This window comes from Kribbella sp. NPDC023972 (genome assembly GCF_040639075.1).
In the GTDB taxonomy this organism is placed as follows: Bacteria; Actinomycetota; Actinomycetes; order Propionibacteriales; family Kribbellaceae; genus Kribbella.
The window spans coordinates 545,984-567,930 of the sequence record NZ_JBEZZH010000006.1; the positions used below are offsets into that span (position 1 = coordinate 545,984).

The 21,947-nt window shown below is 69.5% G+C and carries 22 protein-coding genes; 12 read left to right on the forward strand and 10 right to left on the reverse strand.

Annotated features, from left to right (window positions below):
- The first annotated feature begins 82 nt into the window (after positions 1-82).
- Complete coding sequence (locus AB0F43_RS26045; RefSeq protein ID WP_360481943.1) at positions 83-2,212, forward strand: elongation factor G-like protein EF-G2; 2,130 nt, start codon at positions 83-85, stop codon at positions 2,210-2,212.
- Here the strand turns inward: AB0F43_RS26045 and AB0F43_RS26050 are convergent.
- From AB0F43_RS26050 to AB0F43_RS26060, 3 genes are read right to left on the reverse strand one after another with little or no spacing between them, the layout of a single operon-like run.
- Entirely contained in the window at positions 2,209-3,453 is a 1,245-nt protein-coding gene (locus AB0F43_RS26050; protein WP_360481945.1) for an AAA family ATPase, read from the reverse strand. The two genes, AB0F43_RS26045 and AB0F43_RS26050, sit on opposite strands and share 4 nt — an antisense overlap.
- Positions 3,450-4,325 (reverse strand): tetratricopeptide repeat protein, encoded by an 876-nt coding sequence (locus AB0F43_RS26055; RefSeq protein WP_360481948.1) that lies wholly within the window; start codon positions 4,323-4,325, stop codon positions 3,450-3,452. The genes AB0F43_RS26050 and AB0F43_RS26055 overlap by 4 nt, the downstream gene beginning before the upstream one ends.
- Positions 4,322-4,783 (reverse strand): hypothetical protein, encoded by a 462-nt coding sequence (locus AB0F43_RS26060; RefSeq protein ID WP_360481951.1) that lies wholly within the window; start codon positions 4,781-4,783, stop codon positions 4,322-4,324. The genes AB0F43_RS26055 and AB0F43_RS26060 overlap by 4 nt, the downstream gene beginning before the upstream one ends.
- A gap of 81 nt (positions 4,784-4,864) precedes the next feature.
- On the opposite strand from AB0F43_RS26060, the gene AB0F43_RS26065 reads away from it, so the two are divergent.
- The 6 genes from AB0F43_RS26065 (at position 4,865) to AB0F43_RS26090 (ending at position 9,302) form a co-directional block, all read left to right on the forward strand.
- Entirely contained in the window at positions 4,865-5,269 is a 405-nt protein-coding gene (locus AB0F43_RS26065) for an HIT family protein (RefSeq protein WP_360481954.1), read from the forward strand.
- Between the two features lie 128 nt (positions 5,270-5,397).
- The gene (locus AB0F43_RS26070; protein ID WP_360481957.1) at positions 5,398-6,651 is read left to right on the forward strand and encodes an MFS transporter; all 1,254 of its coding nucleotides are present in this window, start codon (positions 5,398-5,400) and stop codon (positions 6,649-6,651) included.
- A 4-nt stretch (positions 6,652-6,655) separates the two neighbouring features.
- On the forward strand, positions 6,656-7,288 hold the full coding sequence (locus AB0F43_RS26075) for a sigma-70 family RNA polymerase sigma factor (RefSeq protein WP_360481960.1): 633 nt from the start codon (positions 6,656-6,658) through the stop codon (positions 7,286-7,288).
- Complete coding sequence (locus tag AB0F43_RS26080) at positions 7,285-7,521, forward strand: zf-HC2 domain-containing protein (protein WP_360481963.1); 237 nt, start codon at positions 7,285-7,287, stop codon at positions 7,519-7,521. Before AB0F43_RS26075 ends, AB0F43_RS26080 begins: the two co-directional genes overlap by 4 nt.
- 48 nt (positions 7,522-7,569) lie before the next feature.
- A complete protein-coding gene (locus AB0F43_RS26085; protein WP_360481966.1) occupies positions 7,570-8,493 on the forward strand; it encodes a PfkB family carbohydrate kinase in 924 nt (307 codons plus the stop codon).
- A 2-nt stretch (positions 8,494-8,495) separates the two neighbouring features.
- A complete protein-coding gene (locus AB0F43_RS26090) occupies positions 8,496-9,302 on the forward strand; it encodes a 5'/3'-nucleotidase SurE (protein ID WP_360481969.1) in 807 nt (268 codons plus the stop codon).
- On the opposite strand, the gene AB0F43_RS26095 is transcribed toward AB0F43_RS26090, so the two are convergent.
- Genes AB0F43_RS26095 through pgsA form a run of 3 tightly spaced genes read right to left on the reverse strand, consistent with a single transcriptional unit; the run spans position 9,267 to position 11,981 of the window.
- Positions 9,267-10,367: a glycosyltransferase family 4 protein gene (locus AB0F43_RS26095; RefSeq protein ID WP_360481972.1), complete on the reverse strand. Its 1,101-nt coding sequence runs from the start codon at positions 10,365-10,367 to the stop codon at positions 9,267-9,269. The two genes, AB0F43_RS26090 and AB0F43_RS26095, sit on opposite strands and share 36 nt — an antisense overlap.
- Positions 10,368-10,384: 17 nt before the next feature.
- Positions 10,385-11,245: a phosphatidylinositol mannoside acyltransferase gene (locus AB0F43_RS26100; protein WP_360481975.1), complete on the reverse strand. Its 861-nt coding sequence runs from the start codon at positions 11,243-11,245 to the stop codon at positions 10,385-10,387.
- A gap of 4 nt (positions 11,246-11,249) precedes the next feature.
- Positions 11,250-11,981 carry a phosphatidylinositol phosphate synthase gene (gene pgsA / locus AB0F43_RS26105; RefSeq protein WP_360481978.1) on the reverse strand — a complete coding sequence of 244 codons (732 nt, stop codon included), beginning with the start codon at positions 11,979-11,981 and terminating at the stop codon, positions 11,250-11,252.
- Between the two features lie 97 nt (positions 11,982-12,078).
- Here pgsA and AB0F43_RS26110 point away from each other — a divergent pair, with 97 nt between their 5' ends.
- Positions 12,079-13,017 (forward strand): hypothetical protein, encoded by a 939-nt coding sequence (locus AB0F43_RS26110; RefSeq protein WP_360481981.1) that lies wholly within the window; start codon positions 12,079-12,081, stop codon positions 13,015-13,017.
- Positions 13,018-13,180: 163 nt separating this feature from the next.
- Positions 13,181-14,122, forward strand: a complete 942-nt coding sequence (locus tag AB0F43_RS26115) for a hypothetical protein (RefSeq protein WP_360481983.1) — start codon at positions 13,181-13,183, stop codon at positions 14,120-14,122.
- 54 nt (positions 14,123-14,176) lie between these two features.
- On the opposite strand, the gene AB0F43_RS26120 is transcribed toward AB0F43_RS26115, so the two are convergent.
- Together AB0F43_RS26120 and thrS are read right to left on the reverse strand one after the other, a co-directional pair.
- Positions 14,177-14,776 (reverse strand): HIT domain-containing protein, encoded by a 600-nt coding sequence (locus AB0F43_RS26120; protein WP_360481986.1) that lies wholly within the window; start codon positions 14,774-14,776, stop codon positions 14,177-14,179.
- Positions 14,773-16,794: a threonine--tRNA ligase gene (thrS, locus tag AB0F43_RS26125; protein WP_360481989.1), complete on the reverse strand. Its 2,022-nt coding sequence runs from the start codon at positions 16,792-16,794 to the stop codon at positions 14,773-14,775. The genes AB0F43_RS26120 and thrS overlap by 4 nt, the downstream gene beginning before the upstream one ends.
- Positions 16,795-17,016: 222 nt before the next feature.
- Between thrS and AB0F43_RS26130 the strand changes: the two genes are divergently transcribed.
- The 3 genes from AB0F43_RS26130 to AB0F43_RS26140 all read left to right on the forward strand — a co-directional run bounded on the left by AB0F43_RS26130 (position 17,017) and on the right by AB0F43_RS26140 (position 19,458).
- Entirely contained in the window at positions 17,017-17,928 is a 912-nt protein-coding gene (locus AB0F43_RS26130) for an ATP-binding cassette domain-containing protein (RefSeq protein ID WP_360481992.1), read from the forward strand.
- A gap of 76 nt (positions 17,929-18,004) precedes the next feature.
- A complete protein-coding gene (locus AB0F43_RS26135; RefSeq protein ID WP_360481995.1) occupies positions 18,005-18,649 on the forward strand; it encodes a DedA family protein in 645 nt (214 codons plus the stop codon).
- Complete coding sequence (locus tag AB0F43_RS26140; RefSeq protein ID WP_360481998.1) at positions 18,646-19,458, forward strand: ABC transporter permease; 813 nt, start codon at positions 18,646-18,648, stop codon at positions 19,456-19,458. Before AB0F43_RS26135 ends, AB0F43_RS26140 begins: the two co-directional genes overlap by 4 nt.
- A 52-nt stretch (positions 19,459-19,510) precedes the next feature.
- Here the strand turns inward: AB0F43_RS26140 and AB0F43_RS26145 are convergent, their stop codons facing one another.
- The gene (locus AB0F43_RS26145; RefSeq protein WP_360482001.1) at positions 19,511-21,112 is read right to left on the reverse strand and encodes an AAA family ATPase; all 1,602 of its coding nucleotides are present in this window, start codon (positions 21,110-21,112) and stop codon (positions 19,511-19,513) included.
- A gap of 168 nt (positions 21,113-21,280) precedes the next feature.
- A complete protein-coding gene (locus tag AB0F43_RS26150; RefSeq protein ID WP_360482004.1) occupies positions 21,281-21,946 on the reverse strand; it encodes a response regulator transcription factor in 666 nt (221 codons plus the stop codon).
- Position 21,947 lies beyond the last annotated feature (1 nt).

The following is a 21,947-nucleotide window of genomic DNA, read 5'->3' on the forward strand; positions in this document are numbered from 1 at the left end:
ACAGGTCAGGTGAAAACGCCACCGGAAGACTCTTGTGCTGAGTGGCCGTTGGGGGAATCGTGGGTGGACCAGGAGGAACGTCATGGCAGACAAGACGAACACTTCCCAGGGCACCGGAGCCGCCCCCGTTGTGGACAGCCCGGCCGCCATCCGCAACGTGGTGCTCGTCGGCCCGTCCGGAGCCGGCAAGACCACTCTCGTCGAGGCCCTGCTGGTGGCCTCCGGCGTCCTGTCCAGACCCGGCACCGTCCTGGACGGAACCACGGTCTGCGACTTCGACGACGCCGAGATCCGCCAGCAACGGTCGGTCGGGCTCGCACTGGCCTCATTGCCGCACGACGGTCTCAAGGTGAACCTGATCGACACCCCCGGGTACGCCGACTTCGTCGGTGAGCTGCGGGCCGGACTCCGGGCCGCCGACTGCGCGCTGTTCGTGATCTCGGCAAGCGAGGGCGTCGACGAGCCGACCAAGACGCTGTGGCACGAGTGCGACCAGGTCGGCATGCCGCGGGCCGTCGTGATCACCAAACTCGACCACGCCCGGGCCAACTACCAGAACGCGCTCGCCGCCGCACAGGCCGCGTTCGGCGACAAGGTGCTGCCGCTCTACCTGCCCGCCGGTGACGGGCTGATCGGGCTGCTCTCGGAGTCGTACTACGAGTACACCGACGGCAAACGCGCCACGAAGGCGCCGGACGCATCGTACGCGGACCAGATCGAGGAGCTCCGCGGCTCGCTGATCGAGGGCATCATCGAGGAGTCCGAGGACGAGTCGCTGATGGACCGCTACCTCGGCGGCGAGGAGATCGACCAGAAGGTGCTGATCGAGGACCTCGAGCGGGCGGTCGCGCGCGGCTCGTTCTTCCCGGTCATCCCGGTCTGCAGCGGTACGGGCGTCGGCACCCAGGAGCTGCTCGAGGTCGCGACCAGTGGCTTCCCGTCGCCACCCGAGCACCCTCTGCCCGAGGTGTTCACGCCGCACGGCGTACCGCGCAAGGGTCTCAGCTGCGATCCGAGTGGGCCACTGCTCGCCGAGGTGGTGAAGACGACGTCGGACCCGTACGTCGGCAGGGTCAGCCTGGTCCGGGTGTTCTCCGGCACCATCAGGCCCGACACGACGGTTCACGTGTCGGGCCATTTCACGTCGTTCTTCGGTGAGAGCACCCACGCCGACCACGACGAGGACGAGCGGATCGGCACACTGTCGTTCCCGCTCGGCAAAGTGCAGCGGCCGGCGCCCGCGGTGGTCGCGGGCGACCTGTGCGCGATCGGCCGGCTGACCCGGGCCGAGACCGGCGACACGTTGTCCGACAAGGCGGATCCGCTGCTGCTCAAGCCCTGGACGATGCCCGAGCCGTTGCTGCCGGTCGCCGTACAGGCGCATGCCAAGACCGACGAGGACAAGCTCGGCGTGGGGTTGCAGCGGCTGGCGGCCGAGGACTCGACGCTGCGGATCGAGCAGAACCCGGAGACGCACCAGATCGTGCTGTGGTGCATGGGCGAGGCACACGCGGACGTCGTACTCGATGCCTTGTCCAACCGATACGGCGTGACCGTCGACACGGTGGAGTTGCGGGTGCCGCTGCGGGAGACGTTCGCCGGGAAGGCCAAGGGGCACGGGCGGCATGTGAAGCAGTCCGGCGGGCACGGTCAGTACGCCGTCTGCGACATCGAGGTGGAGCCACTGCCGCAGGGGTCCGACTTCGAGTTCGTCGACAAGGTGGTCGGCGGGGCGGTGCCGCGGCAATTCATCCCGAGCGTGGAGAAGGGTGTCCGGGCGCAGATGGAGAAGGGCGTCGCAGCCGGTTATCCCATGGTCGGCATCCGGGTCACGCTGCTCGACGGGAAGGCGCACAGCGTCGACTCCTCGGACATGGCGTTCCAGATGGCCGGCGGGCTCGCGCTGCGCGAGGCGGCGGCCGCGACGAAGGTGAGCCTGCTGGAGCCGGTCGACCTGGTGTCGGTGATGGTGCCGGACGAGTTGGTCGGCGCGGTGATGAGTGACCTGTCGGGCCGGCGCGGGCGGCTGCTGGGCACGGACAAGGTGGGTGACGACCGCACGATGGTCAAGGCCGAGGTGCCGCAGGTGGAGATGACTCGTTACGCCATCGACCTGCGGTCGCTGTCCCACGGTGCCGCGTCGTTCACGCGGTCCTTCTCCCGGTACGAGCCGATGCCGGAGTCGGCGGCGGCCAAGGTGAAATCGAGTTAGCTGAGGCGGCGACGAACGTCGCGGGTACGCAGGTACGCCGCGACGTCGTCGTACCGCTCGCTCTGGTTGGCGAACTCGATGTACGACCGGACGCGGTGCAGCCAGTCGAGCGTGGACGGCTTGACCGTGGGCAGCACCTCGGTGAGGTGACGCATGGACAGCGGCGGTTCACCTCCGCTGCTCAACGCCTCGTCGATCACCCGGTCGACCCCGCGCTCGATCAGCGCGCGAAGGTCCGCGCCGCTGAACATCGGCGTCTGCCCGGCGAGCGCCTTCAGGTCCAGCCCGTCCGCCGGGACATCCTTCACCAGCACGTTCAGGATGTCCGACCGCGCGGCCTCGTCCGGCGGCGGGACGAAGATGACCCGGTCGAACCGGCCCGGCCGCAGCATCGCCTCGTCGACGTCCCACGGCGCGTTCGTCGCCGCGAGCACGAGCAGGCCGTCGTTCTCGGAGCCGATCGCGTCCAGCTCCTGCAACAGTACGTCGACCAGCCGCCGCGCCTCGGATCCGCCGTGCTTGTGCCGCGCGAAGGCGAGTGCGTCGAGCTCGTCCAGGAACAGCACGCACGGCGCGTTCGCCCGGGCGCGCTCGAAGGCGGCGTGCAGGTTGCGCTCGGAGACGCCCAGGTACGGGTCCATCACGTCCTCGATCCGGACGTTGACGAACGGCAGCCCGCACTCCCCCGCGGTCGCCCGCGCCAGCAGCGTCTTGCCGCATCCCGGCGGGCCGTAGAGCATCACGCCGCCGCCCGACTTCCGGCCGTACTTCTCGTACAGCTCCGGGCGACTCAGCGGCAGGATCACCATCCGGTGGATGACCCGCTTGATGTCCTCCATCCCGCCGACCTGATCGAAGGTCGTGGTCTCCTTCGGGGTGTCCACCTCGTACGGCGTCTCCGCCTCGGGCCCGACCTTGATCTTGACGCCACTCCGCTCGGCGATCATCTCGTCGACGAGCTGCTGCAGCCGCCCGGTCCCTTCGACCACACCCTGCTGCCGGGCCGCCTCGAGCAGATTCCGCAGCAACGCCAGCCGCCCGTTCGCCGCCGCCAGCTCACCGACCGGCACGAACTGGTCGTCCGGCAACCCCTGCTGATCGAGCAGTACGACGTACTGATCCAGTGCCGACACGATGTCATCGGCGGCCACCAGCGACTCAGCCAGCACCAGCCGGAGCAACACGTCCTCCGGGTTGGCCTCAACCGCCTTCCGCAAGGCGTCGATCCGGTCATTCCTCATGGGCCCCACCTTCTGTTCAGCCAGCGGCGGACGAGCGGGGGTGCGACCCAGGAGTAAACGCAGAAGCCGAACCAGCCGATCGCGGCAATGAACGCGAGCGGTGCCAGGCCGGCCAGCCGGAGCCCGTAGATGACCGCTACCGCACCGATCCAGACGACCAGTGGGTTGAACCGCTGGAACGGACGGAGCGGGCGCAGCAACGGGTGGTTGATCAGCTTCGCCTCGCGGGCCGCCGCGCGAAGATCCGCGTCGCCGGGTTGCGAGGCGGCCGCGGAGGCGAGCGAGTTGTAGCCCGATCGTGCGTCGCCGGTCAGCATCGACGCCGTACCGTGGAGTGCCCGGGCACCTGGGTCCTCGGGGTCGTGCGAGAGGGCCTCGGTGCTGTGGCGGTGCATGTCGCGATCCTTGCCGAGCGCGAACGCGACCTGGGCGCGGGCGGCCGAGACCGCGGCGCTCTCGGGCGCGTGCGAGGCGGCACGCTCGACCAGGGCGCTCGCCTTCTCGGCCTGGCCGGCGGTGAGGCAGACGTGCGCGTACCCGATCAGCAGGTCGGGGTCGTTGGGGTCCAGGCTGAGGCCCTGGAGGAAGGCGGCCTCCGCTTCCGGCAGGCGGCCCTCGGAGCGCAGGGCCGAACCAAGCACATGCAGCATCGGGAGGAACGGTCCGTGCTGTGCCAGACCGTCTTTCAGTACGTCGATGGCCTCGGCGTTACGGTCGAGCGCATGCAGGGCAGCACCGCGGAACAGGTACGCGCGGTAGTCGACCGCGGCGTCACCCCACAGGCCCTGGAGCTCGTCGAGAGTGCGTTCGGGGTGGCCGATCTGCAGCCAGTGGCCGGCCATCTGCAGGCGGGCCTCGGTCGGTTCGCTCACAGTGCCACGTCCACGAGGTAGACGAGCACCGCATAGATCACCGCGCCACCGATCGCGGCGGCGATTCCGGCTTTCCACAGCGAGCGGTAGTCCGTGCCCCGCAACTGGAAGGCACGGTCCATCAGGCGCTGTAACCGCTGCTGGATGAAAGAGCAGGTCAGGGCGATGGCCGTGGCCGCGATGTTCGCCGCGGCGGCGTACGGGTCATCGGAGGCCAGGCGACCATCGAGGAGGCTGAACGCCACCACCGACGCGACCAGGCCGGCTGCTCCGGTGAGCAGGATCAGGCGGACCTTGGCCGCGTCCACGCCCAGGCGGCGGGCGTTCAGGAACGCGATCGTCGTCGCCGCGATCACGCCGCCGAAGAAGGCGACGTACGTCTGCGACATCAGCCGCCACGGGCGCACCGACACGTCCACACCGGCGCCGATGGTCGGGCGCAACAGTTCATCCGGCATGGGGCTCCTCGGGTGGGCCGCCTCGGGCGGGCAGGTCCGGCCCGCGCAGTTTAACGCCCGGCCGGGTACTAGCCTGAGCCGATGACCGAGAACTGTCTTTTCTGCGGGATCGTGGCCGGGAACATTCCGTCGACGCAGGTCGCGGCGAACGAGCGGGCGATCGCGTTCATGGACATCAACCCGGCGACACCCGGGCACCTGCTGGTGGTGCCGCGAGCGCACTCCACCGATCTGCGCGAGGCGGAGGCCGAAGATCTGACGGCGGCGACGCTGCTGGCCCAGTCCCTGGTCAGTCGCGTGATCGAGCGGCTGGACGCGGATGGCGCCAACCTCCTCAGCTGCATCGGCGCGCCGGCGTGGCAGAGCGTCTTCCACACTCACCTCCATGTGGTGCCCCGCTACAAGGACGACCCACTGCGGCTGCCCTGGCACCCGACCTCTGGCGACCTGGAGGAGATCAAGGCGGTAGCGGCCAAGCTCGTGTAACACTTCCGCTCGTCATGACACTGCAGGGCTGAACGGATCACCCGAGCCCTGCAGAGGTAGTCATGTCGAACACCACCACCGCAGTCGAACCTCACGAGTGCACCGCGCTGCGCGCGGGGGTGGCCCCGGTGCCTCCAGCAGCGCTCGGCCGGCGCTCGGCACTCGGCCGGCGCTCGCCGCTCGGCCGGCAGTCGGGGCTTGGTAGGCGGTCGGGGCTGCGTGCGCGGTTGGGGCCGTTGTGGGTGGGGACCTTTCTGCAGGGGTTTGCGCTGTGGGTGCCGGTCGAGAAGCTGTTCATGAGCGAGATCGGCTTCGACGCGGCGACGATCGGCCTGATGGTCGCCGCGTACGCCGCGCTCATACCGCTCGCCGAGGTGATCTCGGGCATCCTGGCGGACCGCTGGTCGCGGCGGGGTGTGCTGATGCTGGCGGGTGTGGCTCTGCTGCTGAGCGTCTTCGTCGGTGCGGTGAGCTGGAACGTCCCGACCTACATCGTCGCCGCGCTCCTGTTCGGGGTGTATTTCGCGATGTACTCCGGGACGATGGAGGCCGTCGTGTACGACGTCGTGCTCGAGGAGACCGGCGACGGTACGGCGTACGAGCGGGAGATCGGGCGGGTCCGGTTCGTCGAGAGTGTGGCCTTGGTGGCGAGTGCACTGGCCGGCGGCTGGCTCGCCTCGGTGTTGCCGACTCGGGCGACGTACTTCCTGACACTGCCGTTCGTGCTGTTCTACCTGGTCGCGCTCACCCGGTTCTGCGAGCCCCGGCTGCATCAGGCCGGTGAACGGACCACGCTCCGGGAGCACCTCACCGTCACCTACCGCGCGATCATGCACCGCGGGCGGCTCGTCCCGATCGCGGCGGCGTCGATCATGGCGGCGATGATCCTGCAGGCGATGTTCGAGTTCGGTCCGTTGTGGCTGATCGAACTCGAGGCGTCGGCCGTGTACTACGGGCCGTTCTGGGCCGTCATGGTCGCGACTCTCGGTGTCGGCGGGCTGCTCGCCGGCCGGCTCCGTCTCGACCGGCCGGCCCCGGTGGCGATCGTGGTGCTCGTCATGCTGGCCGCCTGCCTGACCATGACGAGCAGCCGCGATCTGGTCGCGCTGACCGTCGCGATGGTCGCGCTCACCTTCCTCCTGGTGGTGATCGGCATCCACGTCAGCCGGCTGCTGCACGACGCCGTACCGTCGACGATCCGGACCGGTGTCGTGTCCGGGATCGGTGCGGTGTCCTGGCTGGTGTTCACGCCGTTCGCTCTCGTCTTTGGTGCCGTGAGCAAGCAGTTCGGCGTCTACGTGTCGGGGTGGATGCTCACTGGTGCGGTCGCGCTGGCGGGCGCCGCGCTGGTCTGGGCCCGGAACCATGCTCCACTACGCTGAGCCGATGGCTGTGGTGCCGGCCGACGATGTACTGGCCGAGCGGTTGCGGAGCGGGGACGAGGATGCGTTCGCGCTGCTGCTGGACGGGTGGTCGGGCGGGATGCTGCGGGTGGCGCGGTCGTTCGTGTCGACCGAGGAGTCGGCCGCGGAGGTCGTGCAGGAGACCTGGCTCGCGGTGATCGAGGGCATCGAGCGGTTCGAGGGCCGGTCGTCGCTGAAGACCTGGGTGTACCGGATCCTCACCAACACGGCCAAGCGGCGCGGCACGCGCGAACACAAGGTCGTGCCGATGAGCAGCGTCGACGACTCCGGCCCGACCGTCGATCCGAGCCGCTTCCGTCCGGCCGGCGACCCGTTCCCCGGCCACTGGTGGGATTTCCCGCCGGCCTGGCCGTCGCCCGAGCAAGGGCTGCTCGACGGCGAGGTCCGGGAGCGCCTCACCGCGGCGCTGACCGAGTTACCCGAGCGCCAGCGGCTGGTCGTCGTACTGCGTGATGTCGAGGGACGCCCGTACGACGAAGTGTGCGAGCTGCTGGGGATCACGGCGGCGAACCAGCGGGTGCTGCTGCATAGGGCCCGGGCGTTCCTCCGGGGCAAACTGGAGGAGTACTACATGCGGGAAGGTGAGGGGTCGTGAACGAGCTGGATTGCCGGGAGTTCGTCGAGCAGGTGACGTCCTACCTGGAGAGTGACCTGAGCACGGTCGCGGAGCAGGACTTCATCGACCACCTCGCGCTGTGCGACGGCTGCGAGCGCTATCTGGAGCAGATGCGCCGCACCGCCGCATCGCTGGCCGACCTTCCCGCCGACAGCATCTCGACCGACGCGCGGACCGCGCTGCTCGACGCTTTCCGCTCCCGCCGCGCCTGACTCCGCTCACTCTGGGTACCGGGAGGTCCCGGAGTGGAAGGAGCCCCGATGGGCATGGGTGTCATGGTGTTCGCACCGCTACCGCAACTGACCGTGACGGTCGAACAGCTGAGCGACGAACCCGAACTACATCTGCACGCCGGCGGCCAAGGACTCTGGCAGGCCCGGATGATCACGGCTCTGGACGTCCCGGTGACGTTCTGCGCCCTGCTCGGCAAGGGCGAGGTCGGGCGCGTTCTGGTCTCGCTGCTCGAAGCCGAAGGGCTCAGCATCAAGACAGTACGACGCCAGGCGGACAGCGGCTGGTACATCCACGAGCGCCGCGGCGACGACCGGCACGTCGTCGCCGAGAACCCGGGCACCCCGCTCGGCCGGCACGACGGCGACGAGCTGTACGCACTGGCGCTGGCCGAGGGGCTCAAGGCAAGTATCTGCGTGCTGAGCGGTGCCGCCGACCCGTCGCTCGTCCCGCCGGACTTCTACGCCCGGCTCGGCTGCGACCTGCAACGCAACGGTACGGCGATCGCCGCCGACCTCACCGGCGAGCACCTGAACGCCGTACTCGAGGCGAAGCCCACCTTCATCAAGGTCAGTGACGAGGAACTGCATGACGACGAACTGGCCGACAAGGAGGACGAGGTCTCGATCGTGAAGGCAGCGCATGTGCTGCGGGACCGCGGCGCCGGAGCCGTCGTGGTCAGCCGGGCGGAGAAGCCCGCGATCGCGCTGGTGGACGACGACGTGTACCGGGTCCGCGTCCCCGAGCTCACGGTCCGGGACCACCGTGGCGCCGGGGACTCGATGACCGCCGGCGTGGTCGCCGTACTGGCTCACGGCGGCGACCTGAAGGACGCGATCCGGACCGGCGCCGCGGCCGGCACACTCAACGTCACTCGGCACGGGCTCGGCTCCGGCCGGTCCGACGCGATCGCGGAGCTGGTCAAGCTCGTCGAACTCGAACCTCTGGAGTAGTCGTGACCCAACGCATCCTGATCACCAACGACGATGGCATCCACTCGCCCGGCCTGCGCGCGCTCGCCCGAGCCGCCCAGGAGGAGGGCTTCGACGTCGTGGTCGCAGCGCCATCGGAGGAGGCCAGCGGTGTCAGCGCGGCGTTGAGCGCCTACACCGACGACGGGCGGGTCGCGATCACCCGCAACGACTTCGGGGACATTCCGGCGTACGGCGTCGCCGCCTCGCCGGCGTACATCGTGGTGCTCTCGACGCTCGACACTTTCGGGCCGGCACCCGACCTGGTGCTCTCGGGGATCAACCGCGGCGCCAACGCCGGCCGGGCGATCCTGCACTCCGGGACCGTCGGGGCCGCGTTCACGGCAGCGGCGTACGGGATGCCCGCGTTGGCCGCGTCGCTCGACGTGCTCTCTCCACTGAGCGCCGCGCGTGGCGGCAACGCGCTGCAGGTGCTGGACGAGGCGAGCGACGAGGCGCATAACTGGTCGACCGCCGCCGACTATGTCCGCGAGCTTCTGCCAAGGCTCAAGGAGCTGCAAGACGGGTTCGTGCTCAATCTGAACGTGCCGGACCGGCCGGCGGACGGAGTGAAGGGGCTGGAGCCGGCGACGCTGGCCACGTTCGGTCAGGTGCAGATGGCGGTGGCCGAGTCCGGCCAGGACTTCGTGCGTACGTCGGTGGAGGAGAACCGGGCCCGCGCCGATCAAGGCACGGACCTCGCGCTCCTCACCGCCGGCTACGCGACCCTGACCACCGTCCGTGCGGTCGCGGAACTACCGCCGGGCGACCAGTTCGTAGACGGACAGTAGCTCGGGGAGCAGCGCCGACCAGTCATACCGCTGTACGGCGGTCAGGCCGGCGCGGCGGAGCTTGTGGCGTTCGTCGGGCGTGCTGAGGAGTCGAAGAGCGCGTGACGTGAGCTCATCGGCGTCCCCTGGTTCGAACAACTCACCCAGCCGGCCACCGTCGAGCACCTGCCGGAAGGCGGCCAGATCGCTGGCCAGCACGGGCGCGCCCGCGGCCATCGCCTCGAGCAGCACGATGCCGAAGCTCTCCCCGCCGAGGTGCGGTGCGATGTAGAGATCCGAGCCGGCGAGCATGTCCGCCCGGGCCCGGTCGTCGACCGCGCCGAGGAAAACAACATTGTCGCGACAACTCGCCGGCAACGAGCGGCGAGCTTCGTCCGCCTGACCGGTGCCGGCTACCAGGATCTTCAGGCCGGGGTGCTCGGCCACCAAGGCAGGCACGGCTTTCAGCAGGACGCCGAGTCCCTTCCGGGGTTCGTCCATCCGGCCGAGGAAGCTGATCGTGCCGTCGTCGCCTCGCCACTGCGGACGTGGGGTGCCCTTGAACCGGTCGATGTAGAGACCGTTGGGGATGACGACCGCCTCACCGCCGACGTGCTGGACCATCATCGAGCGGGCGTTCTCCGAGACGGCGATCCGGGCGTCGATCTTCTCCAGCGCCGGGCGGAGCAGCCCGGCCGCGGCGCTCATCGCGCGGGACCGGACCTGCCAGGTGTGGAAGGTGGCGACGAACGGCCCGTCGGCGGACCACAACGCGATGATCGACGCGCTCGGAGTGGTCGGCTCGTGCACGTGGACGACGTCGAAATGGCCCTCGGCCAGCCAGTTCTTCACCCGGGCGGCGGTCCGCGGACCGAACGTGACCCGGGCGACGGAGCCGTTGTACGGGACCCCGACGGCCCGGCCCGACGAGACGACGTACGGCGGGATCGCGTCGGTGTCGTCGACGGGTGCGAGCACGGAGACCTCGTGGCCGAGGGCAAGCAGGGCCTCGGCCAGGTCGCGGACGTGGTTCTGCACCCCGCCGGGCGTGCCCAGCGAGTACGGACACACCACACCGATTCTCACGAGACGATTGTTACTCGTTACTCGTCGAGGAAAATCCGCTGCAGCATGTGCCAGTCCGCGGGGTGGGCGGCGATGCCCTTCGCGAACGCGTCCGCGCAGCGCTGCGTCATCGCGGCGGCACCGCCATCGGAGTCGACCGCGTCGTGGAAGGTGATCACCAGGTCCGGACCGTCGTAGTGCAACGTCGCGGGGATCAGCGGCGCGCCGGTCCGCAGGCTCAGCGCCGCCGGGCCGGCCGGCATCCGTGACGGGCGGCCGAAGAACGTCACCGGGACACCACGCTCCGACAGGTCCCGGTCCGCGACCAGGCAGACGAAGCCGCCGGCCCGCAGCCGCTCGGCCAGCACACCGAAGACACCTTCGTCACTGCCGGTGAGCGGGAGCACTTCCATGCCCAGCGTCTTGCGGTAGGCAATGAAGCGGTCGAACAACGACTCCGGCCGCAGCCGCTCCGCCACCGTCCACACCGGCATACCGGTCCGGCCGGCCCAGGCACCGGCGTGGTCGTAGTTCGCCAGATGCGGCAGCGCGCAGATGACACCGCGACCGGCCGCGTAGGCGTCGCGCAGCAGTTTCTCGTTGACCGTGCGGACGCGGCCGACGATCTCGTCATCGGACCACTCGGGCAGGCGGAACGCCTCCTGCCAGTAGCGCAGGTACGAACGCATCCCGGCCCGCGTCAACGAGTCCAGGTCGGCGTCCGGGCAGACCACGGCCAGGTTGCCGCGCAACCGCCGTACGCCGCGACCGTTCCGCCGTACGACCTGATCCGCGGCCTGGTGGAACAGCCAGGTGACCGTCTTCTCCGGCAGGCGCCGTACCAGGGTCCAGGCCAGGGCGAACGCCAGGTCGACAGCCCGCTGGCGGAGGCCGTCCATCACGTCAGTTCTTCGCGTCCGGTTCGGCCGGAGGCTCGGGCGTCGACTGCGGCTGCGGGGCGTCCAGGCCGGCGTTCGCAGGGTCCGCGAGGACCTGCTTGCGAACCGACAGCGACCGCTGGATCACAGTGATCGTGCTGGCGATCGCCAGGGCCCACAGGACGATCTTGAGCAGGATCGGCAGGTTCAGCACGTCGGAGAAGAACGCGATCACGAGCACCGAGACCAGGCGGTCCGAGCGCTCGGCCAGCCCACCGCTCGCCTTCAGGCCGAGGCTCTCCGCCTTCGCCCGCGCGTACGACGTGGTCGCGCCCATCACGAGCGCCCACAGCGTGACCGCGGCCATCAGCGTGGAGTCGCCGGCCTCGGAGTTGGCGTAGTACATCACCAGGCCGCCGAAGACCGCGCCGTCGCCGAGCCGGTCCAGGGTGGAGTCGAGGTACGAACCCCACTTCGACGATGTGCCCGACGTACGGGCCATGTAGCCGTCGATCAGGTCGGAGAAGACGAAGCAGGTGATGACCACCACGCCGATCCAGATCTGGCCGCGCGGGAAGAAGATCAGCGCACCGGCGGACACCCCGATGGTGCCCACCAGCGTGACTGTGTCGGCGCTGACGCCGAGCTTGAGCAGGAGGTTGGCGATCGGGGTGATCACCTTGGTCCAGAACTGCCGGAATCTGTTAAGCATGGCGACGCGATCGTAGTCGAGCCGGATCACCATCCGGTCACGCACCACCCAACCTACGACCAAACGTGGGCGATGAACCTGCGCGCGCACCGGTTTCGCGCGATGCTGGAGGCAGCACGGCGAGGGTTTGGGAGGTGCTCGCATGCGGCGGACGGGACGGCTCTGCGCCCTCACCTGTGTCCTGGCCCTGGTCAGCTCGGGCTGCTCGGTGGCCCGTCGCGCCGACGGCACCCCGTCGATCCCCAGCCCGCCGGGGGCTCCGGCCGTCGTACCGACCGTGATAGCCCCTCCTCAGGCCCAGGGTCTGGACGGTACGGCGGGCGCACCCGGACCACAGGTGTGTACGACGATCACCGGCACGCTGACCGCATCACTCCACCTCGCCGTCACCGCGAAGCCGAACACCTGGAACGACGGCGGCCTGCCGTCGATGGACCTCTGCACGCTCCTGGTCGAGGGCTGGCCGGTGACGATCGGCGTCACCGCACTCCCCCGCCAGTCCGACTCCCTCGACCGGCTGCTCACCGGCACCAGCTCGCGCGAGCGCCTGTCCGAGGTCGGCCCGGACGCGTGGATCGCGGAATCGCGGATCGTCTTCTCCGTCGGTGATCGCGCGGTCCGGATCACTCGAACCAGTGCGCTCGACCGCGCCGGAGCCGTGGCGATCGCGGTGGCCGCGCGGGACGCCGTACCGAAGGCTGTCCGGAACGCACGGCAGTCCGACGCCGCGTGTCAGGTGTCGACTCCGGCGGCGGAGCGGTTCGTCGGAGCGCGTGCACAGCTGCGGCGCGATTATCGGATGAACGGAGCGCTGACGTGCATCTGGGGGACGTACGACGCCACTGTCTCGATCGTCGAGGCCTTCGGCCAGCAGACCATCCCGGAGGCGCGGCGGGTACCGCCACCACACCTCGCCCCGATCGGCCGGCCCGGCTACTACCTGCCTGGAGAGGGTGAGCTCGTCTTCCGGCATGGCCGCCGCGTCGTCCGCGTCGCCGGCCTGACCAGCCCGGCCCGCGAGATCCCGCTCGAGACCCTGCTCGGCATCGTCGGCCCGTTGCTCCCACTCTTCCTGCGCTGAACTTTCCGGTCCAGTCGGCACCCAACCACCAACGGCACACACGGGGGCACCCGGTGTACTTCCGCTGGGTCATACGCCGACCCACCGCTGTTCGGCGAGTGATCGAACTTTCCGGTCCAGTCCGGCATCCAACAACCGACAATCAGAAACTGGGGGGTTCACAGTGACCAACTGGACCAAGTACGGCGGCTTCCTGGCTGCCGGAGTACTCACGACGGGGCTGCTGACGACCGGCCTGGCGTCGGCACAACCGAGCACCGCGACCGCGCCGAACCGGGCCTCGGCGACGTGCCAACTGTCGGTCGGTTCGGTGACGGCAGGCGGCGACCACCGGCTGCAGACCTTCACCGCCACGGGGGCGAAGGTCGCCGACAAGATCGTTGCCAAGGACATCTACCCTGACGGGCAGGTCCGGCTGAGTGCGACGATCCGGTACGGGAAGAGCGAGGTCGGCGCCGAGTCCCCCAGCGGCCCGGTCATCATGGGGTCGACGATGTACGACACCGACTACCTGACGCCCTACGGCGGTGGGCCGGTGTCGCAGAAGAAGGTCACCCGGGTCGGACCCGGGTGGGGGGTCTACCGCACCCTCGACCGCTCGACGTTCGTAACCGCGACCAGGCAGCGGGACACGGAGTACTCGTTGCACACCGACGGCACGATGTACCGCCGGAACGTCGGCTACACCGACGGTACGCCGTACCGGCAGGTCACCGGATGGCAGTCCGGTTACCGGGGTGTCAAGGCGCTCACGCTGATCAGCCAGACGTCGACGTATGACACGTTCCTCATGACGCTGACCAGCGGCAAGCTCTACACCGCGCGGCTGCCGCTTGCCGGTGGGCACATCATCCCGGGGGTCGTGAAGCAGGTCCGCGGCTCGACCTGGCAGGGATTCGAGTCGCTGGTGGCGGCGCCGTGCGGCACCGGCACGCTGCTGCTCGGCATCGACAAGGACACCGGCGCGGGCTACCTGTACTCGATGGGGCACGCGAACGGGACGGCGACGGCGATCAAGGGACTCGGCAAGGTCCCCGGCTCGTTCGCCGACCCGGTGTACTTCCGGTGGGCCAACTACGCCGACCCGCACCTGGCCGGCGAGTGATCGAGCACTGATCGGATCGCCCCGTCTCTCGGGGGAGACGGGGCGATCTCCTGTTCACGGCTCGCTCGGCCAGGACTTGGCCAGCAGGGCTCGGGTGTCCGGCAGGAGTTGTGGCAGGACTTTCGTGTGCGCGATGGCGGGCATGAAGTTCGTGTCACCCGACCAGCGCGGTACGACGTGCTGGTGGAGATGGGCCGCGATCCCGGCACCGGCGATCTCGCCCTGGTTCATGCCGATGTTGAAACCGTGCGCGCCGGACACCGTCCGGATCGCCTGCATCGCCTGCCTCGTGAGGGTGGCGACGTCGGCGACCTCCACCTCGGTCAGCTCGGTGTAGTCCGCGACATGGCGGTACGGCACCACCATCAGGTGACCGGGGTTGTACGGATACAGGTTCAGCACCACGTACGCCGCCGCACCCCGGTGCACGATCAACGCGTCGGCGTCCGCCAGCCCGGGCAGCCGGCAGAACGGGCAACCCGAGCCCGCCTCGGCGGTGGTCGGCTTGTTCTCCCCCTCGATGTAGGCCATCCGGTGCGGGGTCCACAACCGCATGAACGGATCCGCCACCCCGACGCCGTCCTGCGTCACCACCTCATCCGGTGCGTACGGGGAATCCGGTACGCCGGACGGCTGGTCGGGGGAATCGGTCATACCTGTACGCGCTTCGCGACTGCCTCGACGATCTCGGTGATCGCGTCGGCGATCGGTACGCCGTTCTTCTGCGAGCCGTCCCGGTACCGGAACGACACCGAGCCGCCGGCCATATCGTCGTCACCGGCGATCAGCATGTACGGCACCTTGGACTTCTGCGCGTTGCGGATCTTCTTCTGCATCCGGTCGTCGGAGGCGTCCACCTCGATCCGGATCCCTTGCGCCTTCAGTTGCGCGGCGACGTCGTACAGGTAGTCGACGTGGCCGTCGGTCACCGGGATGCCGGTCACCTGGACCGGGGCCAGCCAGGGCGGGAAGGCGCCGGCGTAGTGCTCGGTCAGCACGGCGACGAACCGCTCGATCGAGCCGAACAGCGCGCGGTGGATCATCACCGGACGCTGCCGCGATCCGTCCGGCGCGGTGTACTCCAGCTCGAACCGCTCCGGCAGGTTGAAGTCCAGCTGGATCGTCGACATCTGCCAGGTCCGGCCGATCGCGTCCTTGGCCTGGACCGAGATCTTCGGGCCGTAGAACGCCGCGCCACCCGGGTCCGGGACCAGTTCGAGACCGGAGCCCTCGGCAACTTCCCGGAGCGTCTCGGTGGCCTCCTCCCAGACCTCGTCGGAGCCGACGAACTTGTCCGGGTTCTTGGTGGACAGCTCCAGGTAGAAGTCGTCCAGGCCGTAGTCGGCGAGCAGGCCGAGCACGAAGGTGAGCAGGTTGCGCAGCTCGTCGCGCATCTGCTCACGGGTGCAGTAGATGTGCGCGTCGTCCTGGGTGAAGCCGCGGGCCCGGGTCATGCCGTGCACGACACCGGACTTCTCCAGCCGGTAGACGGTGCCGAACTCGAACAGCCGCAGCGGCAGCTCACGGTAGGACCGGCCGCGGGCGCCGAAGATCAGGTTGTGCATCGGGCAGTTCATCGGCTTCAGGTAGTAGTCCTGGCCCTGCTTGCGGAGCTGCCCGTCCGCGCCGCGCTCCTCGTCCAGGTGCATGGGCGGGTACATGCCGTCGGCGTACCAGTCGAGGTGGCCCGAGGTCTCGAACAGCTGGCCCTTGGTGATGTGCGGCGAGTACACGAACTCGTAGTCGTCCTCGACGTGGCGCTGGCGGGAGTAGTCCTCCATCACCTTGCGCAGCACGCCGCCCTTCGGGTGGAACACCGCCAGGCCGGAGCCGATCTCGTCGGGGAAGCTGAACAGGTCCAGCTCCGTGCCGAGTTTGCGGTGGTCGCGCTTGGCGGCCTCCTCCAGCCGGGTCAGGTAGGCCTTGAGCTCGTCGCGGGACTCCCACGCCGTGCCGTAGATCCGCTGCAGCTGCGGGTTCTTCTCACTCCCCCGCCAGTACGCCGCGGCCGTCCGCATCAGCTTGAAGTTGCCCAAGTACCCGGTGGCGGGGACGTGCGGACCGCGGCACAGGTCCTTCCATGCCACCGAGTCGTCGCGCCGGAGGTTGTCGTAGATCGTCAGCTCGCCACCGCCGACCTCGACACTGGCCCCTTCGGCGGCGTCGGCCGCGGAGCCCTTGATCCCGATCAGCTCGAGCTTGTACGGCTCGGCGGCCAGCTCGGTGCGCGCGTCGTCGTCGGAGACCACCCGGCGGCTGAACCGCTGCCGCTCCTTGATGATCTGCTGCATCTTCTTCTCGAGCTTGCCCAGAGCGTCCGGCGTGAACGGCGTGGGTACGTCGAAGTCGTAGTAGAACCCGTTCTCGACCGGCGGGCCGATGCCCAGCTTCGCCTCCGGGAACAGCTCCTGCACCGCCTGCGCGAGCACGTGCGCGGTCGAGTGCCGGATGATCGCCCGGCCGTCCTCCGACCCGGCCTTGACCGGCTCGATCTCGTCACCGTCCGCGACGAGGCGGGACAGGTCGCGCAGCTCACCGTTGACACGGGCGGCGATGGCGGAGCGGTCCTGGCCGAAGATCTCGGCGAACAGCTCCCCGATCGTCGTCGTCTCGGTCACACTCCGCTCAGCCTCGCCCTCGACGCCGATCAGATGGACCTTGACTTCCGGCACGTTCACTCCTCGGGACAGCGTTGCATTCTCAGGCGTCCCGCGGAACCGCGGGCCGTTCACGCACAGATGGTATCGACTCCGGCACCAGACCCGGACGCCGTATCCACAGGCCCGGGCTCACCTGACGAAAGTAGGGGGTCGGACCAGCCGTTGGCCGGATGTGGCGGGGGTGCCCGAATTCCTAGGTTCGAGTCAACTACTTGAATCAGGAGGGGCCCCGGCGTGATCACGCTCGAAGGACTCAGCAAGAGGTACGGCGACACGACCGCGGTCGACTCGCTCGACCTCACCGTCGCACCCGGCCAGGTGACCGGCTTCCTCGGGCCGAACGGCGCCGGCAAGTCGACCACCATGCGGATGATCCTCGGTCTCGATATCCCGACCGAGGGCACCGCGCTGATCGACGGCCGCCCGTACGCGGCCTGGCCCCAACCGCTGGCCAAGGTCGGTGCCCTGCTCGACGCCAAGGCCCTGCACCCGCGCCGGAGCGCACGCAACCACCTGGTCGCGATGGCGCAGAGCAACGGCATCCCGGTCAGCCGGGTGGACGAGGTGCTGTCGATCGTCGGCCTCGACTCGGTCACCCGGAAGCGGGCCGGTCAGTTCTCGCTCGGCATGGGCCAGCGGCTCGGGATCGCCGGCGCACTGCTCGGCGATCCCGAGGTGCTGATGTTCGACGAGCCGGTGAACGGCCTCGACCCGGACGGCGTCCGCTGGGTACGGCGGCTGATGCGCTCACTCGCGGCCGAGGGCCGGACCGTGTTCGTCTCCAGCCATCTGATGAGCGAGATGCAGCTGACCGCCGACCAACTGGTCGTGATCGGCAAGGGTCGCTTGATCGCGGACGCGCCGGTGGCCGAGGTGATCGCCGGCTCGTCCCGGACGACGGTCGTCGTCCGGGTGCCGGATCGCGCGGACCTCGGCGTACTGCGTGATCGGCTCACAGCCGAGGCGGAGCGGGTGGAGTCCGCGGACGACCGGTTGATCCTGACCGGCGTGGCGGTGGAGCGAGTCGGTGACCTCGCCCACGAGCTCGGTGTGCGCCTGCACGAGCTGCACACCGAGCACGCCTCGCTGGAAGAGGCCTACATGGAGCTGACCGCCGACAGCGTCCAGTACGGCGTGGCCTCATGACCGAGCGAAGCGACGTCAGCCTCCAACACAGCGTGACTCGTGCCTCATCCGCGCCCGGAGCGAAGCGAGGACGTAGATGAGCGACGCGATTCTGCACTTCACGCATGAGCTCATGTCGTCGTGGTGGATCTACCTGGCGCTGTGGGGGTTCGCCGCGCTGGACGGGTTCTTCCCGGCGGTGCCGAGCGAGACTCTGGTGGTCACGGCCGGAGTGTTCGCCGCCACGGGTGAGCCGAAGCTATGGGCGGTCATCGTGGTCGCCGCGGCTGGTGCCTTCGTCGGTGACCACGTGTCCTACGCACTGGGCCGTGGTGCCGGCGGCAGGCTCCTTGACCGGCTGCAGCCAGGGACCAAGCGACATGCCATGAGCCTGTGGGCCCGGCGAGCACTCGCCGAACGCGGCGGACTGGTGCTGGTGGTGGCCCGGTACATCCCCGGCGGGCGGACAGCCGTCACGCTGACGATGGGCTCGGTCCGATACCCGCTGCGCAAGTTCTCGTTCTTCGCCGGGCTCGCGGCGATCAGCTGGGGCATCTACTGCGCTCTGGTCGGCTACATCGGCGGCAAGGCGTTCGAGGACAACCCGCTCAAGGGCGTCATCCTCGGCATCGGCCTGGCCCTCGCCGTCACGTTGATCGTCGAGGTCGTGCGGCACCAACACCGGAAGCGTCAGCCTCGACCTGACGTCGAGCCCGAACTCGTGGAAGCAGGCAAACGATGACTGTGCCTACGGCAACTCTCACCCTCGAGTCGAGCTCCCGGTCGAGGGCCCGGCTCGGCGACGCGGTCCGGTCCGAATGGACCAAGCTGTGGACTGTCCGGTCGAGCTGGCTGAACGTCGCGTCCGCCCTGGTGCTGGCCGCTCTGCTAGGCCTCCAGTTCGGTATCGGTACGGCGTACAACAACGACCATCCCGAGCCGGGTCAGCTCGTGGCGCCACAGCCGGTCGGCGGATTCGGTCTCTCGGCCGTACTGATCCTGCAGGTGATCGTGGCCGCGTTCGCGCTGCTGCCGGTCACCTCGGAATACGCGACCGGAAGCATCCGCTCGACTCTCCAGTGGACGCCGGTACGGCGCAACGTCGTACAGGCCAAGGCGGTCGTACTGGCGCCGGTGCTGTTCGTCTACGGCCTGTTGCTCGCGACGGTCGCCGCGGTCGCGGGAGGACTGATGGCAGGTTCCTGGGCCGACTGGGACCTGCGGCCGCTCGTGACGGACCTGCTGTCGGTCGCCTTCTACCTGACCGCGGCCGGCCTGTTCTCGCTCGGTATCGCCTGGATCCTCCGCAGTACCGCGGGCACCTTGACGGCGGCGTTCCTGCTGCTGATGGTCCTGCCGATGATGCTCGGCCAGAGCGGCCTGCGCACCCTGGTCTGGATCGCCGCGTTCCTCCCGGGCGGCGCCGGCCAGAACTTCCTGAGCCGCTCCACGGACCCCATCTCCCCCACGCTGAGCGTCGTCGTCCTGCTCGCCTGGACCGCGGCCGCTCTGGTCACGGGCACCAGGGTCCTGACCCGCCGAGACGCCTGAAAGCAGAAGTCGCCCAGGCCTGCGGGAGGCCTGGGCGACTTTCGCCTTACTACTACCGCGGAACGTTCAGCGCGATGGTGATCTGCTCGGAGACCTTCGCGGCCAGCTCGAGCGCGGCGCGCCGAGTGCTGGGCTGCAGGGCGGAATGGTCGAGCGGACCCTCGGCGGCGATGTGCATGTCGGTCGGGATGTCGATGACCGCGGCCGCGCGTGACTCGAAGTACGGGCGGAGCTGCTTCTCGACCTCCTTGTTCACGTCGCCGGGACCGTTCGACACCGCGATCACCGCGCGGCGGATCAGCCGCTGTGCCTCCGGGCCCTGGTTGTCCAGCTCCTCCAGCATCTGCACGGCGGCCGCGCAGGACAGGCTCTTCCACTTGATCGGGATGACGAGGGCGTCGGCCGCCTTCATCGCCTCACGCCAGTTGCTGGAGCCCTCGTTGTTCCCGGTGTCGATCACCAGGACCTTGTAGAACCGGCTCAGCAACCGGTGGATCTGGTCGAAGTCCTTCGCCTCGATCTGCGCGTACGTCGTGGTCGCAGACGTCAGTACGTCGTACTGCCCGGCCACCTGATGGCGCAGGTACGCCGCGACGTCGCCGAGCCGTGCGTCCGGCTGGGTCAGCATCGGCATCGCCTGCAGCATGTCCGTGACGGTGGACCGGCTGTTCGTGTCATGGGTCCGCAGGTGCATGTTGCCGCGCAGCTCGTTGTTGTCCCACGCGACGACTCCGCCGCCGCGGGCCTGACCGAGCGCACCGGCCAGCAGCAGCGTGGTCGGCGTCTTGCCCGAGCCACCCTTGGGGTTGGCCACGACGATCGTGACCGGACGGCGGAACGCGGTCGCCGCGGTCGCCCGCGCGATCCGCTCCAGCCGCTCGGCGCTACCGGGCCGCAGACGCAGCGCACTGCGGATGCCGCGCTCCGCCGGAGCCTCCCGCGGCAGCGGCAGGGCCTGGATCAGCTCGTCGGTCCGGTACGACACCTCGCGCTGCTGCGGGGCGTGCTGACCGGGAATGCCCTGCGGGAAGAAGTGCTGTGCGGCGGGAGACAGTTGCTGGCCGCCCTGTGCCGGAGCGCCAGCCGCTGCCTGTCCGCCTGCCTGACCCGCCTGTCCGGCAGCGGCCTGTCCACCGGCTGCCGGGTTGCCGACGCTGGGGCTCGAGCCGGAGCCGTGGAAGGACGAGCCGCCGAAGACCGGGGCGCCGGTCGAACCACCCGCCGGCAGACCACCGGCGGCGCCCGCGGCGTGCTGACCCGCCGCCGGGTCGTCACCGGTCTCGGCTTCGGCGGCGGCCGGCTTGTCGGCGTCGTCGTACTCGTCCGGCTCGGTCGTGGGCTGGGTCCACGAAGTGCTCGCGTCGGCGGCCGGCTGGGTCCAGGACGGGGCGGCCGGTGGCGGGGCCGGAGCCGGCGTCTGCGGCTGGCTCCAGGGCGCCGGCTGGCCGTTGGCCCGAGACCACGAGTCGCCCGGGAAGTCCGCGGACAGTGCGTCCGGCTGCTCGTCGGCGTTGTCCGCGGGTTCGGGGTCGCGCGCGGGCACCGGGTTCGGGTCCGGCTGGGTCCAGGAGGGGGTCGGTTGCCACATTCTCCGGACCTCAGCCGCCGCCGCTTCCCGGTCCTTGTGCTGTCCGGAGTTGTGCGAGTCGGTCACGACCTGGATCCCCGATTCTGTGAGAGAGGCCGGTGGCCCCTGCAGGTTGCTGGATCGATTCCGGAGGTGAGGTCTCCGGGAGAGGTCCACTATCCCATGACAGGGTGTCCACACGGAGTCACCACCCGGAGCGTCGGACGGCCGCCGCACTGTCGGCTTCCGACCAGCTCAGCCGGTCACCAGACCTGCCTCGTAGGCGACGATGGCGGCCTGGACCCGGTTCTTCACCGCGAGGCGCAGCAGGATGGCGCTGACGTAGGCCTTGACCGTGCCTTCGACCAGGAACAGCCGCTGGGCGATCTCCGCGTTGGACAAGCCCGCCCCGACCAGGCCGAGGACCTCCAGCTCCCGCGGGCTCAGTACGGCGACCTGCTCCTTGGCGGCCGCCGCCCGCGCCATCGAACCGCCACCCGCTCCCGCGCTCAGCTCGGCGATGACGCGCTGTGCCACCCGGGGTGACAGGTAGGCGGCGCCTTCCGCGACAGCTTTCAGGCCGGCGATCAGTTCGCGAGGATCGCCTGACTTGAGCAGAAAACCGCTCGCCCCGTCCCCGAGCGCCCGGGCGATGTACGCGTCCTCGGAGAAGGTGGTGAGGATGACGACCGCGGTGCCGGGCATCGTGCGCCGGATCTCGGCACCGGCGGCCAGCCCGTCCATCCGCGGCATCCGGATGTCCAGCACGGCCACGTCCGGCCGATGCCGCCGTACCGCCTCGACCGCCTCCACCCCGTCCGCCGCCTCGGCCACGACGTCGATCTCCTCGTCCGTGCCGAGAATCGCGCGTACGCCGGCCCGCACCATCGCCTCGTCATCGGCCAGCAAAACCCTGATCACG

Bases quoted from the DNA above. Each gene is read 5' to 3' on its own strand.
- AB0F43_RS26045 (WP_360481943.1), top strand. From the start codon at position 83: ATGGCAGACAAGACGAACACTTCCCAGGGCACCGGAGCCGCCCCCGTT.
- AB0F43_RS26050 (WP_360481945.1), bottom strand. From the start codon at position 3,453: ATGAGGAATGACCGGATCGACGCCTTGCGGAAGGCGGTTGAGGCCAAC.
- AB0F43_RS26060 (WP_360481951.1), bottom strand. From the start codon at position 4,783: ATGCCGGATGAACTGTTGCGCCCGACCATCGGCGCCGGTGTGGACGTG.
- AB0F43_RS26065 (WP_360481954.1), top strand. From the start codon at position 4,865: ATGACCGAGAACTGTCTTTTCTGCGGGATCGTGGCCGGGAACATTCCG.
- AB0F43_RS26075 (WP_360481960.1), top strand. From the start codon at position 6,656: ATGGCTGTGGTGCCGGCCGACGATGTACTGGCCGAGCGGTTGCGGAGC.
- AB0F43_RS26085 (WP_360481966.1), top strand. From the start codon at position 7,570: ATGGGCATGGGTGTCATGGTGTTCGCACCGCTACCGCAACTGACCGTG.
- AB0F43_RS26100 (WP_360481975.1), bottom strand. From the start codon at position 11,245: ATGGACGGCCTCCGCCAGCGGGCTGTCGACCTGGCGTTCGCCCTGGCC.
- AB0F43_RS26110 (WP_360481981.1), top strand. From the start codon at position 12,079: ATGCGGCGGACGGGACGGCTCTGCGCCCTCACCTGTGTCCTGGCCCTG.
- AB0F43_RS26120 (WP_360481986.1), bottom strand. From the start codon at position 14,776: ATGACCGATTCCCCCGACCAGCCGTCCGGCGTACCGGATTCCCCGTAC.
- AB0F43_RS26135 (WP_360481995.1), top strand. From the start codon at position 18,005: ATGAGCGACGCGATTCTGCACTTCACGCATGAGCTCATGTCGTCGTGG.
- AB0F43_RS26140 (WP_360481998.1), top strand. From the start codon at position 18,646: ATGACTGTGCCTACGGCAACTCTCACCCTCGAGTCGAGCTCCCGGTCG.